Origin of the sequence: uncultured Streptococcus sp., from assembly GCF_963528215.1 — a bacterium.
Taxonomy (GTDB): domain Bacteria; phylum Bacillota; class Bacilli; order Lactobacillales; family Streptococcaceae; genus Streptococcus.
On sequence record NZ_CAURVL010000033.1, the window covers coordinates 1 to 19128 of the forward strand.

The window sequence follows — 19128 nt, forward strand, 5'->3', positions numbered from 1 at the left end:
TTTTAGAGGACGAGACCTTGCTGGCGCAGATGACTTTAAATATAAAGAAAAACCATAGCATTACCCTTATGCCAGCTATCGATTTTCTGATGAATAGTCTGGACATGAAACCGACGGATTTGGATCGTATCGCTGTTGCGCAGGGTCCAGGAAGTTACACAGGTCTGAGAATTGCGGTGGCGACAGCCAAGACTCTGGCGCATACCCTCAAGATTGAGCTGGTCGGTGTGTCTAGTCTGCTGGCTTTAGTCCCAGAGCAGGTAGAAGGCTTGGTCATTCCCATCATGGATGCCCGCCGCAATAATGTCTATGCAGGCTTTTACCAGTCTGGTCAGGCTGTACGGCCGGAAGCCCATCTGCCTTTGGCAGAGGTTTTGGAAATGGCTGGCGCTGCTAACCAATCAGTCACCTTTGTCGGAGAAACGGCAGCTTTTACGGAGCAGATTGAAGCGGCTCTTCCTCAGGCTGCCATTCAGCCGACCTTACCAGACGCAGCAGCTATTGGTCGTCTCGGTTTAGATCTGCCAGCCCAGTCTATTCATGATTTTGTCCCTAACTACCTCAAGCGGGTAGAGGCTGAGGAAAATTGGCTCAAGACCCATCAGGAATCCAGCGATTCTTACATTCAGCGCCTATGATTGAGATGAGAAAATGGAGCGCTAACTCGGATGTGGACGCGGCAGTTCTGCCAGAAGAGCTGGAACAGCTCTTGCTTGCAGTCTATGAGGTCAGCCCTTGGACTGTGGGTCAATTGGAAGAGGTTCTGCATTCGGATGTGAACAGTTGTGCGCTGGCAGAAGATGAGAATCGGCTTGTCGGCTTTTTAGTCTGGCAGGAGACAGACTTTGAAGCGGAAGTCCTGCAGATTGCTGTATTGCCTAGCTATCAGGGACAGAAAATCGCGACAGCCTTGTTTGACTTTTTGCCAGCAGACAAAGAAATTTTCCTCGAAGTGAGGGAGTCCAACAAGCCAGCTCTGCTATTTTACAAAAAAGAAAAATTTAAAGAAATCGCGCGGCGGAAGGCCTACTACCATGCGCCGATGGAAGATGCGATTGTCATGAAAAGAGAAATCCATGAAAGATAGATATATTTTAGCTTTTGAGACATCTTGCGATGAGACCAGTGTGGCGGTTCTGAAGAATGAGACTGAGCTTTTGAGCAATGTCATTGCCAGCCAGATTGAGAGTCACAAACGTTTTGGCGGAGTGGTACCGGAAGTGGCCAGCCGTCACCATGTGGAGGTCATTACGGTTTGCATTGAGGAGGCCTTGGCAGAAGCAGGGATTAGTGAGGAGCAAGTTACATCGGTGGCCGTTACCTACGGTCCTGGTCTGGTTGGGGCGCTTCTGGTCGGCTTGGCAGCGGCCAAGTCTTTTGCTTGGGCTCATGATATTCCCTTGATTCCAGTCAATCACATGGCTGGACACCTGATGGCAGCCCAGAGTGTGGAGCCCTTGGAATTTCCCTTGCTGGCTCTCTTAGTCAGTGGCGGCCATACCGAGCTGGTCTATGTCAGTCAGGCTGGTGACTATAAGATTGTGGGGGAAACTCGAGATGATGCGGTCGGTGAAGCCTATGATAAGGTCGGTCGAGTCATGGGGCTGACCTATCCAGCAGGCCGAGAGATTGATCAGCTGGCTCATGAGGGACAGGATATTTATGATTTTCCGCGGGCCATGATTAAGGAAGACAATCTGGAATTTTCTTTTTCTGGTCTCAAGTCGGCCTTTATCAACCTGCACCATAATGCCCAGCAAAAGGGAGAAGACTTGTCTAATCAAGACTTGTCTGCTAGCTTTCAGGCGGCGGTCATGGATATTCTCATGGCCAAGACTAAGAAGGCACTGGAGAAATATCCAGTCAAGACCCTAGTCGTGGCGGGCGGTGTTGCGGCTAATCAAGGCCTGAGAGAACGCTTGGCTGCTGAGATTCAGGATATTAGGGTGATCATTCCGCCTCTGCGCCTTTGCGGTGACAATGCTGGTATGATTGCCTATGCCAGTGTCAGTGAGTGGAACAAAGAGAATTTTGCCAGTTTGGACCTCAATGCTAAGCCAAGTCTGGCTTTTGAAACCATGGAGTAAAGGAGAAGAATGCGAGGACAGACATTTAAACAAGGGGCACAAGCGGCGGTGCCAACGGCTCTGGGCTATATTGGGATTGGTCTAGCCTGCGGCATCATGGCGGCGCCCTATATGAATCCCTTGGAGATGGGGCTGATGAGTATTCTGGTTTATGCAGGCAGTGCCCAGTTTGCCATGATTGGTTTATTTGCCCAGCAGGCGCCGGTCTTGGCCATCGCATTGACTGTTTTTCTTATTAATATCCGGCATCTTTTGCTCTGTCTGCATGCATCAACTCTTTTTCGTAAGTCTAGCTTGATGCAGAATATTGTCATTGGCTCTTTTTTGACGGATGAATCTTATGGAGTCTTAATGGGAGAGCGGGCACATATAGAGGAAATCGCTGCTAGCTGGATGATGGGTAACAATTTCATGAGTTATACTGCTTGGATTTTGGGAACTATTTTGGGAACTGCCCTCGGTGCCCTTCTGCCCAATCCTGAGAATTTCGGCCTGGACTTTGCCCTAGTCGCCATGTTTATTGGCATTTTCTCTTCTCAGTTTACAATCATGCTGCGCCGGGTCAAGATAAAGAAGCTCTTTTTGGTCTTGGGCGTGGTGGGTCTTGCCTACTTGCTCCTGACCATGCTGCTTCAAAATTCGTTGGCGGTGCTTTTTGCAACCTTGCTAGGCTGTACAGTGGGGGTGCTTTTGGATGATAAGTAAATATATTTTGCTGGCTATTCTTTTGTCAGCCCTGGTCACTTGGATTCCGCGGATTTTGCCCTTTATCCTAGTCAAGTACAAGGGTCTTCCGCCTATGGCAGAGCGTTTCCTCAAATATTTGCCAGTTTCCATTATCTTTGCCCTCATCTTATCCAGTGTCACCAATGCTAAAACAGGTCAGCTGCCAAGCTTTAAATGGCTGGATTTAATAGCCGTTTTTCCGACTAGCTATTTGGCTTTTAAGTATAAAAACTTGATTGCAACTGTTGTATTTGGCGTAGTCTTGGTGGCCTTGCTACGCTATCTAGCTGGATTTCTTGGCTTGTAAAGAAGACACAAGACAGATTGAATCGGTCGATTCGGTCTTTTTTTGCTAAATTCTAAGAATTATCTGAAAATATAATATTTTATGCTATAATGGAAGCAATCAAAATCATGGAGGTTCGGAAATGGCAGAAGCAGGTCATAAATTTTTAGCAAAATTAGGAAAGAAACGTCTTCGTCCAGGTGGTAAGCTGGCAACAGACTGGCTGATTGAGCAGGGACAGTTTTCCAGCGACAAGAAAGTTCTAGAAGTCGCCTGCAATATGGGGACCACAACGATTGAGCTAGCTAAAACATATGGCTGCCAGATTACTGCAGTTGATTTGGATAAGGCTGCGCTGGCTCAGGCTAAGCTTAATGGAGACAAGGCTGGTGTTGGTGAGCTCGTCACATTTGAGCAGGCTAATGCCATGAAGCTGCCTTATGATGACAATTCTTTTGATATCGTTATTAATGAAGCCATGCTGACCATGCAGACGGATAAGGGGAAGGCCAAATGTATGGATGAGTACTACCGGGTGCTGAAGCCAGGCGGAGTGCTCCTTACCCACGACGTCATGCTCAAACAAAGAGATGAGAATGTCCGGGAAGAGCTATCTCGTGCGATTAATGTCAATGTTGGTCCTCTGACAGAAGGTTCTTGGATTCAGCTGGCACGTTCTCATGCTTTTGTCCGTGTAGACACCTTTGTCGGCGAAATGACCTTGATGAGTCTTCGAGGTATGATTTATGACGAAGGACTGGGCGGCACACTGAAAATCTGCTTTAATGCCCTTAAGAAAGAAAACTACAGTCAATTTATGAAGATGTTTAAGATGTTCCAAAAAAATCAGGAAAAACTGGGCTTTATTGCTATGGTTTCTCGTAAATAAATACTTGCAGCTTTGGAAACTCTAAGACGGTTTAAAAAATTTTCTAAAAAAGCTTGACCCTGACCTTTGGTCAGGGCTTATACTATAGTGGTAAGGAGGTCTATCATGTACCATATAAAAGAAGCTGCGCAGCTTTCGGGAGTCTCGGTCAAAACCCTGCATCATTACGACAAAATCGGACTTTTAGTACCCGCCAAATCAGAAAATGGCTATCGGACATACAGCCAAGCTGATTTAGAGCGGTTGCAGGTCATCCTTTACTATAAGTATCTGGGTTTTTCTTTGGAGAAAATAGCAGAGCTGCTGAGTCAGGACGATCAGGCCTTATTGCCGCATCTGGTTAGGCAGTTAGAGTATTTGCAGCGGGAAAGAGACCGCTTGGATACCTTGATTTCCACCTTACAAAAAACCATCCAAGAAGAAAAAGGAGAAAGAAAGATGACAATGAAAGAAAAATTCGTAGGCTTTACCTACGAAGACAATCAAAAATACCATCAAGAAGCCGTCGAAGAATACGGTCAAGAAGTCATGGCGGAAGCATTGGTTCGTCAAAATGGACGGGAAGAAGAATCTGCCGCAGCCTTCAATCAAGTTTTTCAAAGTCTGGCAGAGAATATGCAACAAGGCTTGCCAGTTGAGGCAACAGAAAATCAGGAGCAGGCAGCGCGTCTCTTACAAGCCATTCGCACTTACGGCTTTGACTGCTCACTGCAAGTCTTTGCTCACATCGGCCAAGGCTATGTCCACAATCCAGAATTCAAGAAGAATATCGATCAATTTGGACCAGGCACTGCCCAGTACACAGCAGATGTGATTGCTGCTTATGTGCAGACAATTGCGAAATAAATAGGCTAGGAATTTCCTAGCCTATTTTATTCTACTTCAAGTCATAAAGCCAGTCGTCACCGTCTTTATAGTAAAAGAATTCACTTAAATCGTCTTCTAAAAAAACACGTAGCATATCAGACATGTCACTGGTTGCCAGCTTTAAATGGGACAGATTTTTAAAATCTTCCCACCAGACCTTTCCTTCATCTGAGGATTGCAGCACACCAGAATAGTGCTTTGTCTTATAGAGCAGGACGACATAACGAAAATCTTTATCATCATACCAATCCTTTATGCCGCAAAGTTGAGGCTTGGATATGGTTAATCCAGTTTCTTCTTTTACTTCTCTGATAACTGCATCGGTAAAAGATTCTCCACGCTCTACATGCCCGCCAGGAAAAGTGATGCCTGGCCAGTCAGACTTCACTCGTTCTTGGACGAGAACTTTTTCTCCGTCATAAATCATGCACATATTGACGAATTCTACATTTTCCAGTCGATTCATTTGTTTCTTCCTTTTGTTTGAGATGAATGGTGGAATCTAAACAATCACTCATAATGCAAGCTCCCTGCCACCCAGCCGGTGCAGAGGGCAGATGTGATGTTGAAACCACCCGTGTGGGCATTGATGTCTAGGACCTCTCCAGCAAAGTGGAGGCCGGGAACGAGTTTGCTTTCCAGAGTTTTGGGATTGATTTCTTTGAGGCTGACGCCACCCTTGGTTACAAAGGACTTGGCCAGGGACATTTTGCCAGTGACAGGGATGGGCAGTTCTTTGATTTGTTTGATGAGAGCCTCTTTTTCACTGAGATTGAGTTGTTTGACTTTCTCGGGAAAGGGTTGGGCAAAAAAGTCTGCCATTCGCTCGGGCAGGAGAATTTTCAGGCAGTTCTTCAGGGATTTTTCCCGATGTTCTTCTAAAAAATCCGCCAGAGCCTGCTGACTCATCTGTGGCAAAAGGTCCAGATAGATGGTTTCACCGCCCTTGACAAAGCTAGACAAGCGCAGGGCTGCCGGACCTGATAGGCCAAAGTGGGTAAAGAGCAGGTCGTGGGTGATGACATGCTTGCCATAGCTGAGGGTCACATCGTCCAGCGAAATCCCCTGAAGTGCTTTGTGAGGAAAGTCAGTCAGAAGCGGACTTTCAGCGGCTTCTAGGTCGGTCACGGTGTGCTTGAAGTGTCGAGCAATATCGTGTCCAAAACCTGTCGAACCAGTTGAAGGGTAGGACTTGCCGCCAGTCGTCACAATCAATTTCTGGCAGGTCCAAGTCTGGTCGCTGGATCTGACAGTGAAAAGGTCGTCGGATTTTTTAACGGAGACGATTTCAGTATTGGTGATGACAGTGCCACCCAGCTCTGCAATTTTCTTTTCCAAAGCTTCGATAATGGTGCGGGACTTGTCTGTCGCTGGGAAAACACGGCCGTGGTCTTCGACCTTGAGTTTGACGCCGTTCTTTGTAAAAAAGTTGATGATATCATGGTTGTCAAACTGAGAAAAGACGCTGTAAAGAAAGCGCCCGTTGCCCGGAATACCGGCCATGAGGTCATCTAGGTTTCCGTTGTTGGTCACATTGCAGCGCCCGCCGCCTGTACCAGCTAGTTTCTTGCCCAGTCGTTTATTTTTCTCGAGGAGCAAGGTCTTCTGTCCGTAGAAAGAACTGGAAATGGCAGCCATCATGCCAGCCGGTCCTCCGCCGATGATGATTGTGTCGAAATGGTTCATGTATCTTTTCCTTTCGTGGAGAGGGGGCGTTATCAGTCGAAGATCTTGCACTTCCTAGCTGAGTATCCTTTTTGCAGCCTTACCGCCCCTCTTGGAAGAATGAAACTAGAAATCTCGAGGTTTCTACATTCAATATTTTTTATTTTTCTTACTAAACTAATTTGTCTCATTGTATCACAAAAAGGGGCTGAAAAGATAGGAGTCAGGCTCAAAAAATATTGTGAAATTTGACAGTTAAGGCTTGATATGATAAGATTTAGGTATCTACAAACTAGAAAAAGTTTTTGAGGAAATTATGGCAATTGAAAAGACAGTCAGCGAGTTAGCCGAGATTCTTGGAGTTAGCCGCCAGGCGATTAACAATCGTGTCAAGGCACTGCCGCCAGAAGATACGGAAAAGAATGAAAAAGGAGTCACGGTGGTGACCCGCAGCGGCTTGATTAAGCTGGAAGAGATTTATAAGAAAACTATTTTTGAAGATGAACCTGTCAGCGAAGATGTGAAGCAACGCGAGCTGATGGAAATCTTGGTGGACGAAAAAAATGCTGAGATTGTGCGTCTCTATGAGCAGCTTAAGGCCAAGGACAGCCAGCTGGCTAAGAAAGATGAGCAGCTACGCATCAAGGATGTCCAGATTGCTGAAAAGGACAAGCAGTTGGACCAGCAGCAGCAGCTAACAGCTAAGGCTATGAACGAGCGTGAAACCTTGCTGTTGGAGTTGGATGAAGCCAAGGAAAAGGTGCAGGAGCAGGAAAGCAAGGGCTTCTGGGCACGTTTATTTGGAAAATAAAAATAAGGTTGGGACATCTGTCTCAACCTTGTTTTAAATAAGAATCGCTTTTTAGCAAGTTTTGTATTATTCACAACATAAAGGAAGAAAATGAAATCACAAAGACTAGGGCTTTTACGTCTCTATCGTAATCTTGATAAAATTTTGTTGCTCTTTTTCACAGTCTTTATGCTCATGGAGCTGGCTTGGGTGCCTTTCAACTCCTTTGCAGCAGAGACTCTGCTCAAGCAGACAGGCTACCTCTTCTTGTCTTATACGAATGCCCTGAAGGTTCTGACTTCAAATGTCTGGGTTGGCTTAGCCTTTCTAGCGCTTTTTGCAGCTAATCTCTTTGTCGCTTATTTTCAGATTGGACTGATATTTATGGGTCTCCGCAATCTTCTGGACGAGGAAGAACGCAGCGCCTTTCAGTTTATTAAGAAAAGTTTCAAAGACAGCGGCTCGCTGATTCGCTACGCCCGACCCAGCAAGGTCCTCTTTATTGCACTGTATATGGGCTTTATCTTTCCCTTCCTGCGGCAAATTCTCAAAATCTACTATTTGAATAAAATTCTGATTCCAGAATTTATCGTGACCTATCTCAAGACGGCCTTATGGATGAAATTATCAATCTATGCTTTAGGTTTTCTGCTTTTTTTGATAGCTGTCCGCCTGATGTTTGCCCTGCCAAAGCTCTTTTTTGAGCATTTCCGCCTACGAGATGCGATTAGGTATAGTTTGGAGAAGACCAAGGGGCACCTGATTCGCTATACTTGGCAGCTCTTTTGGATACTGGCTAAGAGCTTTCTCTTCTTTCTTTTAAGCAGCATTCCGATTTTAGTGTTGCAGCAGTATGCGGATGGCCAGTCCAATCAGATAGCCTTGACAGCAGCGGTTGTCAATTACTGCCTCATCAAGCTGGCTTATTACTTTATGGTAGCCTACTTTCTGATTAAGTTTGTGGCTTTTCTGACAGACAGTAAGCTGTCTGAATACCGCTACAGAAAAGGCCTGCCTCTCATGCGCTGGTTTATCCTTTTGGTCACTAGCTCTGTCTTTGCCCTTGAAGGCTTTGTCTATCTCAATCTGCCCTTGGAAAACGTCCCTCTGACCATCTCGCATCGTGGAGTTTCGCAGGGAAATGGTGTCCAGAATACAGTTGAGTCGCTTGAGAAGACAGCTCTGCTCAAGCCAGACTATATCGAAATGGATGTTCAGGAGACCAAGGATGGCCAGTTTGTCATGATGCACGATGCCAATCTAAAAGCTTTGGCCGGCGTTGATGCCAGGCCGCAAGAGCTGACTCTGAAAGAGCTGACGGCTTTAGATATTTCAGAAAATGGACACGCTGCCCAAATTTCCAGCTTTGATGCATATTTCAAACGGGCTAATCAGATGGGCCAGAGACTCTTGATAGAAATCAAGACCAGCAGCTTGGACTCAGACGATATGATGGACCGTTTTCTGAGTCAATACGGAGCCAATATCAAGGTTTATGGCCACCAGATTCAGTCTTTGGACTATCAGGTTATTGACAAGACAGTCCAGTATGATAAGAGCATACCGACCTTCTTTATCCTGCCCTACAATACTATTTTCCCACGGACACAGGCTTCTGGCTATACGATGGAGTACTCGACTCTCGATGAAAACTTTGTCGATAAGCTTTGGACGACGGATAAGCAGCTCTATGACTGGACTATCAATGATGCAGACAGCATTGGCAAATCCTTCCGCTTGGGTGTTGATGGCATGATAACTGATGATTTGGAGCTGGTGCAGAGCTCTATCAAGGAACTGCAGAACAATCCCGACTATGCCCTGCTTTTGATGAGTAAGGCAGCAGATTTGCTTAATTTTGTGTAGTTGACTAGTGAGAAAACGACTATAAATCAAAAAAGACTGAGATTTTTCAGTCTTTTTTGCTGGTTCGAGTATTGCTTGACTTATGTTTAGTCAAGTTGGAAGGTTATTTATCTTGCTTAAAATGGCAATTTGCCTGCGAAAGCGCCCATTTTCTTCTGAGTAGCATCATCAATCTGAGCCAGCGCGTGATTCAGGGCTTGCGCAGTCATCTCTGACAGAGTTTCTAAATCTTCAGGATCCACAACAGCTGGATTGAAGTCAATGCTGACTACCTTTTTATCGCCAGTCAGTTTAGCAACGACTAAATCTTGGGCTGATTTGCCGGTAAATTCTGTTGCAGCCAGTTCCGCTTGGCCTTTTTCCATTTGCTTTTGAAGCTTTTGCGCTTGCTTCATCATGCTTTGCATGTTCATCATAAGATTTTCTTTCCTTTCTCTAATAAGGGCTGAGCCCTTGGTAATCTTCACTCTTCAAATTATATCATTTTTTGAAAAAGTGGCAAGAAGAACATTTCTAAGAGGTTTGACAAAAATTTAGCATTTATAGTAGAATGGTCATGAATCTATATATCAAGGAGAAGACAACTTGAAAAATAAGAAGATAAAAGGTTTGCTGTTGGTAGTCCTCTCATCTCTCTTCATCCTAATTGGCTGCAGCGGCAGCCCAAAAATTCAGGGAAAATGGAATGTACAGGATGCTAGCGGTGAACAAAAGACCATTGAAATAAAAGACAAGACTATCATTGTCAACGAAGAAGAGTATGAGTACACTCAAAATGCAGTTGGTTTTAAGAATGGAGTGAGTTATTATGGCCTGACTCGGAAAGATAATGGCGGAACATTTTCTATCGTCTTTCCTGAGAAAGATAAAAACACTGCTATTATGTTAATTCCTGATTCAGACGATGACTATCTCACAGGCAGTATGCTCTTTGCTATGAACCGCAAGGAAAAGCCAGATTATAAAAAATATGCAGAGAAATATCTCAATCTACGATAAAAGAAAAGGCGCTGAATTTCAGCGTCTTTTAGGTTTTATTAAAGTAATGTCATAGTCGGCAAATCCAGACTAGATTGCTCCAAGTCTACCGTCAGCTGATAGTCGGTCTTATCACGAACGGTATGCTCAAAGTCTGTAGTGTAGAGGACGAGGCGCAGTTGGTCGCCTTTTTTCATTTTATAGATGGTTGGTTGCAGTTTAAAGGAGAATTCTAGCCATTGATCAGGAGTGACTTCTTCGACTGTCAGTAGGTTGGTCCGGTTTTGCAGGTTGATGAAGCCTTTGGTGATAACGCGATGAGGCGTTTCAGTATGGGGGAGTTCAACCAGATTGTCCAGCATATAGTAGCGGCCGTTATCCATGACTCTAGGCTCAATAGGCGTAGGAATTGGTGTGAGGCGTTTAGCTGGTCCGAAGTCCAGCAATTGAGCAGAAATCAGTCCTTTATCAGTGCTGGATTTGAGGCGAAGATTGAGCTGGCTCGCTCCGTTGAGAAAGAGGTCCTTTTCCAAGGTCCAGTCCAGAGTAATCTGGTTGACCTTATCTTCAAAAAGCTCAGTTTTAAAGCTTTGGTAGTTTTTAGCAAAACGATTATAGTCTTCTTCTGGGTATTGATTTTGGATAGATTGGCAGTCTTGACCTAGTTGGAGATGAAGATTCTGCTCTTGTCCACCGAAGTCTTCCAAGGTCAGCCAGTTTTGAGCTTGGTTGTTGTCCTGCCAGATGACTGTTGGCAGTTCGAAGTTTGATTCACATCCCAGCAGTTTTTTGCTCAGCAGAGCATTGATAGACTCACGGAAGTCGATGGACTGCCAGTTGTTCATGTAAACATGGGCACCATTGTGGAAGAAGAGGTGCTTTTTGATGTGGGGCGGTAAGGCTCGAAACATATTATAGACATGGAGGGGCTTGACATTCCAGTCTTGAGAGCCATGGGTGAAGACGACTTCAGCTTTGACCTTATCTGCGTGGAGCAGGTAGTTGCGGTCATGCCAAAATTGATTGTAATCTCCGGTTTGCCGGTCTAGGTCTTTGCGCTGTTGCTCTAGGCTTTGCTGATAAGTATCATTATGACGCAGGTAGTCACCAGCCCTTAGGTTGCGGGAGTAGGTCAGTTCGGTCAAGGATTCAAAATCCTCTCCTGGATAGCCGCCAGGACTTGTGACAAGGCCGTTTTCGCGGTAGTAGTTGTACCAAGAAGAAATCCCAGCTTCAACGATGATGACTTCCAGTCCATCTACACCAGTCGTAGCTAGACCGTTGGACATGGTGCCCAGATAGGAGATACCGGTCGTAGCCACTTTTCCGTTGGACCAGGTGGCCTTGATTTCCCGTTGGCGAGTGTGGTCGGTGAAGGCTCGGCAGCGACCGTTGAGCCAGTCAATAACGTTCTTATAAGCCTCGATCTGCTGATAGTCGCCGCTGGTCATCAGTCCTTCAGAGTCTTTAGTTCCTACACCAGACACATAGAGATTGGCAAAGCCGCGGGGCAGCAAGTAATCATTGAGCGTGTAGGTGCCGATATGGCCTAATTTTTCCTCGGCTTCAGAGACTTCTTGAACTGGAGCTAGCGAATCCAGTTGGAGCAATTTGAGCTCAGGATCTTGTACTATGATTTGATGAGGTTCTTTTTTTACTAAGTCCACATTCATATCATGGAGAGACTTGTCACTGGCGGGGTCATTGGTTCCTTGATGATAAGGAGAAGCGGTCATAACTGCAGGAATTTGTCCTTGATAGCGGGGCCGAATGATGCTGACCTTGATGAGGTCCGGACGACCGTCTTGATCAGTATCCACGCGTGATTCCACATAAACCACCTCTCGGATAGCATCATGGCTGGAAAAGGTTGCCAAGCTCTTACCGTTGAAGTAGTGGTGGGTATTGTCCTCAGGAATCAAACCCTCGCTGACTAGCTTATCAATCAGCAAATTACCATTTTTTGTCCGAGTGTTGAGCAGCTGGTAGAGATTTTCCAACAAGTCTCCAAATGTAATGGGAAATCCTGTTTCTTTGCGAAAGGCCTCAACATCTGTAAAATCAATGAAAGGCGTGAATTCAAGCAGCTGAAAAGCCACAGTGTAAAAGATAGGAGCTGTCAGTTCTCTGTCAGACTGGAAAAAGCTCAGCAGGTCTGTTTGGCTGTCAGCAGCCCAGGATTTTAAGGGATAATCTGTATTTTTATAAGTGAAAAAGCTGGTGCGGAGAAAATCTTCAAGATTTTCCTTATCAGAGCGATTGCTGTCATAAAAAAAGCCTAATTCCGCTAATTCTGTCAACATATTTTCCCGTTTCGTTTTTGCATAACTATACTGATTAAAACGCATATTCTTCCCTCTTTTTCTTATTTTTATAAAAAATGACCTTTACATTATCCATTATACTTGATAAAATAGACTTTGTCTAAAAAATATTTAAGGAGTATCACTAAATGGATTTCGAATGGGTCGTTAAATACGCCACAGAATTTTTAGGAACAGCTATCCTCATTGTCTTGGGGAACGGAGCTGTTGCCAATGTTGAATTAAAAGGAACCAAGGGACATCAGAGCGGTTGGTTAGTCATCGCTGTCGGTTACGGTATGGGGGTTATGATTCCAGCTTTGATGTTTGGTAATGTGTCCGGTAACCATATCAACCCTGCCTTTACTTTGGGACTTGCTGTCAGTGGTTATTTCCCTTGGGCACAGGTTGCACCATACATTGCAGCGCAGATTTTGGGAGCTATCTTCGGACAGGCTTTAGTCGTTGCGACCCACCGTCCTTACTATTTGGGAACAGAAAATCCTAATAATATTTTGGGTACTTTCTCTACCATCTCTAGTCTAGACCATGGCACGCCTGAATCACGTAAAGCAGCCTTGTTCAATGGTTTTATCAATGAATTTGTTGGTTCTTTTGTTCTTTTCTTTGCTGCTATGGGCTTGACCAAGAACTTCTTTGGAGCAGAATTGTTGAGCAAAGCTGAAGCAACTATCAATTCGCAAGCTGCTCAGATGGCAGCACAAGGGACTTCAGTTCCTAAAGAACAGATTGCTGCTGCAATATCTCAGGCTAAAGACCAAGTTGCACCATTCCAAGTTGGTAGTCTTTCAGTCGCTCACTTGGCACTTGGTTTCTTGGTAATGGCTTTGGTAACCTCACTGGGAGGCCCTACAGGACCAGGACTGAACCCAGCTCGTGACCTTGGACCTCGTATCCTCCACTTCATCCTGCCAGAATCTGTTTTGGGCAAACACAAGGGGGATTCAAAATGGTGGTATTCTTGGGTTCCAGTTGTGGCACCGATTCTTGCAGGTATCACAGCAGTCCTCTTGTTTAAAACAATCTACGGATAAACACATAAGATCAGAGTTGGGGGATTTCCCCAGCTCTTTTTTCGAACGATAGAGGAGGCAAAGATGGAGATGCAAGTGTCAAAATTTCATAAGGTCAGTGGCCGCAGAACCTTACTCTTTGGTTTTTTAGCCCTTATTTTCGGCCTGATTATCATTGTCAATGGCTTCGGATTTACCCAGCTGGCCTTCGATTTTATTTCGCTTTATCTGACGGTTGTTGGCTTGGTAAATATTGTTCTTCATGTTTTTACGCGCAAGAAAGAAGGAGCTGTCTGGCATAGTCTGCTTCAGATTGCAGTCGCTATGGGTATCAGCTGGCTCAACCGAATCAGTGATGTGCCTGTCAATATCGTGATTATCAGTTTGGGTAGCTACCAGCTCTTGAGTGCCGGTATTTACGGAATGACCTATCTGCTTTATCGGCAAAATCATGTCAAGGGAGGTTTGCGCTATCTATTTGATGCCGTTCTATATGTTGGGATTGGGCTGACCAGTATTCTTTCGCCTGCGACTGACGGACACTTGCAGTTTTTGATTTTGGGAATCTATTTGATGATGCTGGGAATGTCCAATATCCGGGATGGCCTCTTTTTTGATAATGACCGTGAAAAACATCGGCTGCGTAGGCAAATTCGTATTAACCTCCCTATTATTTTTGCAGCCTTTATTCCGGTAGAAAATCTGGAACACTTTAATCGATTGATTCAGGGAGATACAGCTTCTGATCGTAAAAATGTTTATAGTCTTGTTAAGAATGGAGAGAAAAAGGCAGACTTAGAGGTCTTGGTCCATACTTCAAAGACAAGTTTATTAGGGGCCATTGGTCATGTAGATATTTGTTATCAGGGACAAGTGATTTCTTATGGCAGCTATGATGTTTTTTCTGAGCGATGCAAGGGCATGATTGGAGATGGTGTTCTCTTCAAGGTTCCTAAAGACGCCTATATTGAGCTTTGCAAAAAAGAAAGCAAGAAAACACTTTTTGGTTATTCTTTGGCTTTGACGGATAAGGAGAAGGAGGCGGTTGAGAAGCGCCTGGCTGAAATTGATCAGCTGTTGGTAGAATGGGAGCCGCCAGCGGAACTGAAAAATGGCCAGCCAACATACTCCTACAAGTTGAAGCATGAACTAGGAGCGCAGCTATATAAGTTTAAAACCAGTCGTTTCAAGACGTATTTTGTCCTGTCGACCAACTGTTGCCTGCTAGCAGATTCGATTATTGGGCAGGCAGGGACAGATATTCTGGATATTCGCGGGATTATCGCGCCCGGTACCTACCAGTCCTATCTGCAGTACGAGTTTGAGTCCGCTAGAGGCTTGGTCATTGCTCAGACCGTTTACCAATAAATCCAAGGTCTTCTTGTTTTAAAAATTGTTTATTTGCGCATAATTTCTTGTCAAAAAGATGAAAATCCATTACAATAAAATGGTTTGGAGGAATTATGAGCGCGAATCATATTATTAGAATTATCCCTGTATTAAAAATCAATAATCGTCATTTAAATCAAGAGTTTTTTGTAAAACGGCTGGGCATGAAGGCCCTTTTAGAGGAAGCTGCTATTTTGTCTTTGGGAGATCAGACTAAGACTGAGAAACTGCAGTTGGAAGAATCGCCCAGTATGCGGTCGCGGCGAGTTAAAGGCCCTAAAAAATTAGCCAGAATCGTTGTCAAGGTTGCAGATGCTAAAGAAATCGAGTCTCTATTGGCTCAAAAGCCTGCTTGGACAAAGCTGTATCAAGGAGAGAAAGGCTATGCTTTTGAAGCCCTGTCGCCAGAAGGCGACCTAGTTCTCCTGCATGCAGAAGAGAATAGAGCAAGTCTGCAAGAAGTCACGGCGGCGCCTGAATTTGAAAAGCAAGAGGACTTCATCGGTCTTAGCCAATTTGAGATAGAGACGGTAGAAATTTGTGTGCCTGATGCCAATGCAGCCCAAGAATTTTACAGCAAGATTGAAAATGCGCTGGATTTTCTGACCTTTACAGAAGCAGAGGGACAAGACTTGCAGGCAGACAATGCCCTAACTTGGGACTTGACCATGCTCAAAGCTCAGGTCAATCGTTTAGAAACAGCTTCTCTGCGTCCTGTCTTTGAAGGACGCGAGGTCTTTGTACCTAAGTCAGATAAGTTCCTGCTGAGTCAGGATTCTAGCAAGATTGAATTGTGGTTTGAAGCATGACTCTAGAAAAAATCATCAATAAAATCAAAGAACAGCTGAAAGACGGTGTCTATCCCGGTGCTAGTCTGGCCTTGTATCAAGCTGGCCAGTGGCAGGAATTCTACTTTGGTCTAGCTGATCCGCAAGAAAAAAAGGCCACTCAAGCTGGTTTGGTCTATGACTTGGCTAGCGTCAGCAAGGTGGTCGGAGTTGGTACTCTGGCAGCCTTTTTGTATGAGCAGGGCAAGCTGGAGCTGGATTTGCCTTTGCAGGATTATTATCCGGCCTTCCATCGAGAAGATGTGAACTTGCGTCAGCTCTTGACCCACACGTCGGGGTTGGATCCCTTTATTCCCAATCGTGACCAGCTGACAGCTGCGGAGTTGAAAGCAGCGCTCAATCATTTGACGGTGCTTGAAGATAGGACCTTCCGCTATACGGATGTGAATTTTCTGCTCTTGGGCTTTATGTTTGAAGAGATCTATGGTCAGGCTTTGGATCAGATTTTTCAAAGTCAGATTTTCCGGCCTTGGGGTCTGGCTGAGACTGGTTTTGGACCAGTTTCAGGAGCTGTGCCGACCGTTCGCGGTGTCAAGGATGGTCAGGTTCATGACCCCAAGGCGCGTGTACTGGGTGTCCATGCTGGCAGTGCTGGCTTATTTTCAACTCTCAAGGATTTGGAAATATTTCTGGAACATTATCTGCAGGATGACTTTGCGGCCAATCTGACCCAGAATTTTTCCAAGGAGCCAGGCAAAAGACGAAGTCTAGCCTGGAATCTGGAGGGCAGCTGGCTGGATCATACTGGCTACACGGGAACCTTTATCATGTATAATCGCAAGGAGCAAAAGGCGGCTATTTTCCTATCCAACCGGACCTATGAAAAGGACGAGCGGGCTCAATGGATCTTGGATCGTAACCAGCTGATGGACCTGATAAGAATAGAACTTTAAAAGACTCCGGCTGCAAGCTCCGGAGTTTTATCATGTCTGCCTATATAAATATCGGTCTCTAGCCCCAGTGATTTTCTCTTAATAAAAATCGCTTTTTTTGCCAAAGTATATTAAAATAAGATAGAGAGAATCTACAGATAAGAGAAGACTATGACAAAAGAAATCGGTGTCGGCAAGGCACATAGTAAAATTATTTTAATGGGAGAGCATTCGGTTGTCTATGGCTATCCGGCCATTTCCCTGCCTCTTAATCGCATTGAAGTGACCTGTCAGGTCTTTCCGTCTGAGCGGGCCTGGACCCTCTACGCCGAGGATACGCTGTCTATGGCTGTTTTTGCCTGTCTAGAACATCTCGGTCGGCAAGGGGCTAAGATTCGCTGTCAGGTGGAGTCCATGGTCCCTGAGAAGAGGGGAATGGGGTCTTCAGCCGCGGTTAGTATTGCAGCTATTCGGGCGGTCTTTGACTACTTTGAGGAAGAACTGGATGACCAAACATTGGAGATTCTAGCCAATCGGGCAGAGATGATTGCCCATATGAATCCCAGTGGCCTTGATGCCAAGACCTGCCTTAGCGATGTAGCTATTAAGTTCATCCGCAATTTCGGTTTCAGCGAGATTGAGCTAAATCTGGATGCCTTTTTAGTCATTGCAGATACTGGTATTCACGGTCATACCCGCGAAGCTATCCGTGCTGTAGAAAGTCAGGGTCAAAAGGCTCTGCCTTTGCTTCAGGAATTGGGGAATTTAACGAAAATCCTTGAGAAGGCCATTTCTATCAAGGACCTGATGACAATGGGGCAAGCTATGACCAAGGCTCATGAGAAGTTAGCCAAGCTAGGAGTGTCTTGCCAGAAAGCGGATGAGTTGGTAGCGGCAGCTCTTGAAAATGGAGCTTTGGGTGCTAAAATGAGCGGCGGTGGCCTGGGCGGCTGTGTCATTGCTCTTGTAGGAGAAAAAAATCAGGCGGAGGCCTTAGCCGCCTTATTGAGAGAGAAAGGGGCCATTAATACATGGATCGAAAGCCTGTAAGTGTCAAATCCTATGCCAATATTGCAATTGTCAAATATTGGGGGAAGAAAGATGCAGAAAAGATGATTCCGTCTACCAGCAGTATCTCGCTGACACTGGAAAATATGTATACCGAGACCCAGCTGAGTCCTTTGCCGGATACAGCGACTGGAGATGAGTTTTATATTGACGGTCAGCTGCAAAGTCCGGCAGAACATGCCAAAATCAGTAAGATAATTGACCGTTTCCGCTCTCCAGAAGATGGTTTTGTCCGCGTTGATACCAGCAATAATATGCCGACTGCAGCGGGTCTGTCTTCCAGCTCCAGCGGTCTGTCTGCCCTCGTCAAGGCCTGCAATGCTTATTTTCAGACGGGCTATCAGACGCAAGAGCTGGCTCAGCTGGCCAAGTTTGCTTCAGGGTCCTCTGCTCGGTCTTTCTTTGGTCCGCTAGCGGCCTGGGATAAGGACAGTGGGGCCATCTATCCAGTCAAGACGGATTTGAAACTAGCCATGATTATGCTGGTTCTGCACGATGAGAAAAAGCCTATTTCCAGCCGCGACGGTATGGAGCTCTGTGCTAAAACTTCCACGATTTTCCCCGATTGGATTGCCCAGTCTGCCTTGGATTATCAGGCCATGCTTGGCTATTTGCAGGACAATGATTTTGCCAAGGTTGGTCATCTGACGGAAGAAAATGCTCTTCGGATGCATGCCACGACAGAAAAAGCTTATCCGCCCTTTTCTTATCTGACAGAGGAGTCTTACCAGGCTATGGATGCTGTCAGAAAGCTGCGGGACCAGGGCGAACGTTGCTATTTTACCATGGACGCGGGGCCAAATGTCAAGGTGCTCTGCTTGGAGGAAGACTTAGACCATTTGGTGGCCATTTTTGAGAAGGACTACCGGCTTATCGTCTCCAAAACAAAGGACTTGTCAGATGAAAGCTAGTGCAAGAGTCCAAACCTGCGGCAAGCTCTATCTGGCGGGTGAATATGCAGTGGTGACGGCCGGTCAGCCGGCCATTATCAAGGCCATTCCTATCTATATGACGGGAGAAATCCAGACAGCCTCTGCCTATCGCTTGACATCAGATATGTTTGGTCATAGTGCTAACCTAGAGCCAGATCCTGATTATGCCTTGATTCAGGAGACGGTAGCAGTTATGAACGCTTATTTGCTGACCTTAGGCTACCAACTTCAGCCTTTTTCTCTGAAGATTAGCGGCAAGATGGAAAAAGATGGCAAGAAGTTCGGGATTGGCTCCAGCGGTAGTGTTGTTGTTCTAACTCTCAAGGCTATGGCAGCACTTTACGAGCTGGACCTAGAGCCGAAGCTGCTCTTTAAGCTGGCTTCCTACGTCCTCCTCAAGTGCGGAGACAATGGCTCCATGGGAGATCTAGCCTGCATTGTCTATGAAGATCTGATTTATTACCGATCTTTTGATAGAGAGCTGGTCCGCAAGCGCATGGACAAAGTTGATTTACAGCAATTACTAGC

Annotated in this window: 21 protein-coding genes; 17 read left to right on the forward strand and 4 right to left on the reverse strand. The window is 45.5% G+C overall.

The window, feature by feature from the left end; translation table 11 throughout:
- From tsaB to RWS24_RS09625, 7 genes are all read left to right on the forward strand, one after another.
- Positions 1-638 (forward strand): tRNA (adenosine(37)-N6)-threonylcarbamoyltransferase complex dimerization subunit type 1 TsaB (gene tsaB, locus RWS24_RS09595; protein WP_314366961.1); only part of this gene is annotated, 638 nt, incomplete at its 5' end.
- Positions 635-1087 (forward strand): ribosomal protein S18-alanine N-acetyltransferase, encoded by a 453-nt coding sequence (gene rimI / locus RWS24_RS09600; RefSeq protein WP_314366963.1) that lies wholly within the window; start codon positions 635-637, stop codon positions 1085-1087. The genes tsaB and rimI, both read left to right, overlap by 4 nt.
- Positions 1077-2087, forward strand: coding sequence for a tRNA (adenosine(37)-N6)-threonylcarbamoyltransferase complex transferase subunit TsaD (tsaD, locus tag RWS24_RS09605; RefSeq protein ID WP_314366965.1), 1011 nt, complete (start codon positions 1077-1079; stop codon positions 2085-2087). The genes rimI and tsaD overlap by 11 nt, the downstream gene beginning before the upstream one ends.
- A gap of 9 nt (positions 2088-2096) precedes the next feature.
- Positions 2097-2792, forward strand: a complete 696-nt coding sequence (locus tag RWS24_RS09610; RefSeq protein WP_268701051.1) for an AzlC family ABC transporter permease — start codon at positions 2097-2099, stop codon at positions 2790-2792.
- Positions 2782-3120 (forward strand): AzlD domain-containing protein, encoded by a 339-nt coding sequence (locus tag RWS24_RS09615; RefSeq protein WP_314366970.1) that lies wholly within the window; start codon positions 2782-2784, stop codon positions 3118-3120. Before RWS24_RS09610 ends, RWS24_RS09615 begins: the two co-directional genes overlap by 11 nt.
- 121 nt (positions 3121-3241) lie before the next feature.
- Positions 3242-3988, forward strand: coding sequence for a class I SAM-dependent methyltransferase (locus RWS24_RS09620; RefSeq protein WP_314366972.1), 747 nt, complete (start codon positions 3242-3244; stop codon positions 3986-3988).
- Between the two features lie 105 nt (positions 3989-4093).
- Entirely contained in the window at positions 4094-4834 is a 741-nt protein-coding gene (locus tag RWS24_RS09625) for a MerR family transcriptional regulator (RefSeq protein WP_314366975.1), read from the forward strand.
- A 31-nt stretch (positions 4835-4865) separates the two neighbouring features.
- On the opposite strand, the gene RWS24_RS09630 is transcribed toward RWS24_RS09625, so the two are convergent.
- Both RWS24_RS09630 and RWS24_RS09635 read right to left on the reverse strand, forming a co-directional pair.
- Positions 4866-5321 (reverse strand): 8-oxo-dGTP diphosphatase, encoded by a 456-nt coding sequence (locus tag RWS24_RS09630; protein ID WP_311154785.1) that lies wholly within the window; start codon positions 5319-5321, stop codon positions 4866-4868.
- Positions 5322-5365: 44 nt separating this feature from the next.
- A complete protein-coding gene (locus RWS24_RS09635; protein ID WP_314366978.1) occupies positions 5366-6541 on the reverse strand; it encodes an NAD(P)/FAD-dependent oxidoreductase in 1176 nt (391 codons plus the stop codon).
- A gap of 295 nt (positions 6542-6836) precedes the next feature.
- On the opposite strand from RWS24_RS09635, the gene RWS24_RS09640 reads away from it, so the two are divergent.
- Together RWS24_RS09640 and RWS24_RS09645 are read left to right on the forward strand one after the other, a co-directional pair.
- Positions 6837-7331 carry a DUF536 domain-containing protein gene (locus tag RWS24_RS09640; protein ID WP_002896624.1) on the forward strand — a complete coding sequence of 165 codons (495 nt, stop codon included), beginning with the start codon at positions 6837-6839 and terminating at the stop codon, positions 7329-7331.
- A gap of 90 nt (positions 7332-7421) precedes the next feature.
- Positions 7422-9176, forward strand: coding sequence for a glycerophosphodiester phosphodiesterase (locus tag RWS24_RS09645; protein WP_314366983.1), 1755 nt, complete (start codon positions 7422-7424; stop codon positions 9174-9176).
- Between the two features lie 116 nt (positions 9177-9292).
- Here the strand turns inward: RWS24_RS09645 and RWS24_RS09650 are convergent, their stop codons facing one another.
- Complete coding sequence (locus tag RWS24_RS09650; RefSeq protein ID WP_002919734.1) at positions 9293-9592, reverse strand: YbaB/EbfC family nucleoid-associated protein; 300 nt, start codon at positions 9590-9592, stop codon at positions 9293-9295.
- A 169-nt stretch (positions 9593-9761) separates the two neighbouring features.
- Here RWS24_RS09650 and RWS24_RS09655 point away from each other — a divergent pair, with 169 nt between their 5' ends.
- Positions 9762-10175 (forward strand): hypothetical protein, encoded by a 414-nt coding sequence (locus RWS24_RS09655; protein WP_002919722.1) that lies wholly within the window; start codon positions 9762-9764, stop codon positions 10173-10175.
- Positions 10176-10213: 38 nt separating this feature from the next.
- Here the strand turns inward: RWS24_RS09655 and RWS24_RS09660 are convergent, their stop codons facing one another.
- Entirely contained in the window at positions 10214-12502 is a 2289-nt protein-coding gene (locus tag RWS24_RS09660; protein ID WP_314366986.1) for a Xaa-Pro dipeptidyl-peptidase, read from the reverse strand.
- Between the two features lie 104 nt (positions 12503-12606).
- On the opposite strand from RWS24_RS09660, the gene gla reads away from it, so the two are divergent.
- The 7 genes from gla to RWS24_RS09695 all read left to right on the forward strand — a co-directional run.
- Positions 12607-13512 carry an aquaglyceroporin Gla gene (gla, locus tag RWS24_RS09665; RefSeq protein ID WP_011836437.1) on the forward strand — a complete coding sequence of 302 codons (906 nt, stop codon included), beginning with the start codon at positions 12607-12609 and terminating at the stop codon, positions 13510-13512.
- 63 nt (positions 13513-13575) lie between these two features.
- The gene (locus RWS24_RS09670) at positions 13576-14859 is read left to right on the forward strand and encodes a DUF308 domain-containing protein (protein ID WP_314366991.1); all 1284 of its coding nucleotides are present in this window, start codon (positions 13576-13578) and stop codon (positions 14857-14859) included.
- Positions 14860-14954: 95 nt separating this feature from the next.
- Positions 14955-15689 (forward strand): CppA N-terminal domain-containing protein, encoded by a 735-nt coding sequence (locus RWS24_RS09675; protein WP_314366994.1) that lies wholly within the window; start codon positions 14955-14957, stop codon positions 15687-15689.
- Complete coding sequence (locus tag RWS24_RS09680) at positions 15686-16621, forward strand: serine hydrolase domain-containing protein (protein WP_314366996.1); 936 nt, start codon at positions 15686-15688, stop codon at positions 16619-16621. Before RWS24_RS09675 ends, RWS24_RS09680 begins: the two co-directional genes overlap by 4 nt.
- A 150-nt stretch (positions 16622-16771) precedes the next feature.
- On the forward strand, positions 16772-17650 hold the full coding sequence (gene mvk, locus RWS24_RS09685) for a mevalonate kinase (protein ID WP_314366999.1): 879 nt from the start codon (positions 16772-16774) through the stop codon (positions 17648-17650).
- On the forward strand, positions 17632-18579 hold the full coding sequence (mvaD, locus tag RWS24_RS09690; protein ID WP_314367001.1) for a diphosphomevalonate decarboxylase: 948 nt from the start codon (positions 17632-17634) through the stop codon (positions 18577-18579). Before mvk ends, mvaD begins: the two co-directional genes overlap by 19 nt.
- A partial coding sequence (locus tag RWS24_RS09695) for a mevalonate kinase (RefSeq protein ID WP_399553776.1) occupies positions 18569-19128 on the forward strand: 560 nt, incomplete at its 3' end. The genes mvaD and RWS24_RS09695, both read left to right, overlap by 11 nt.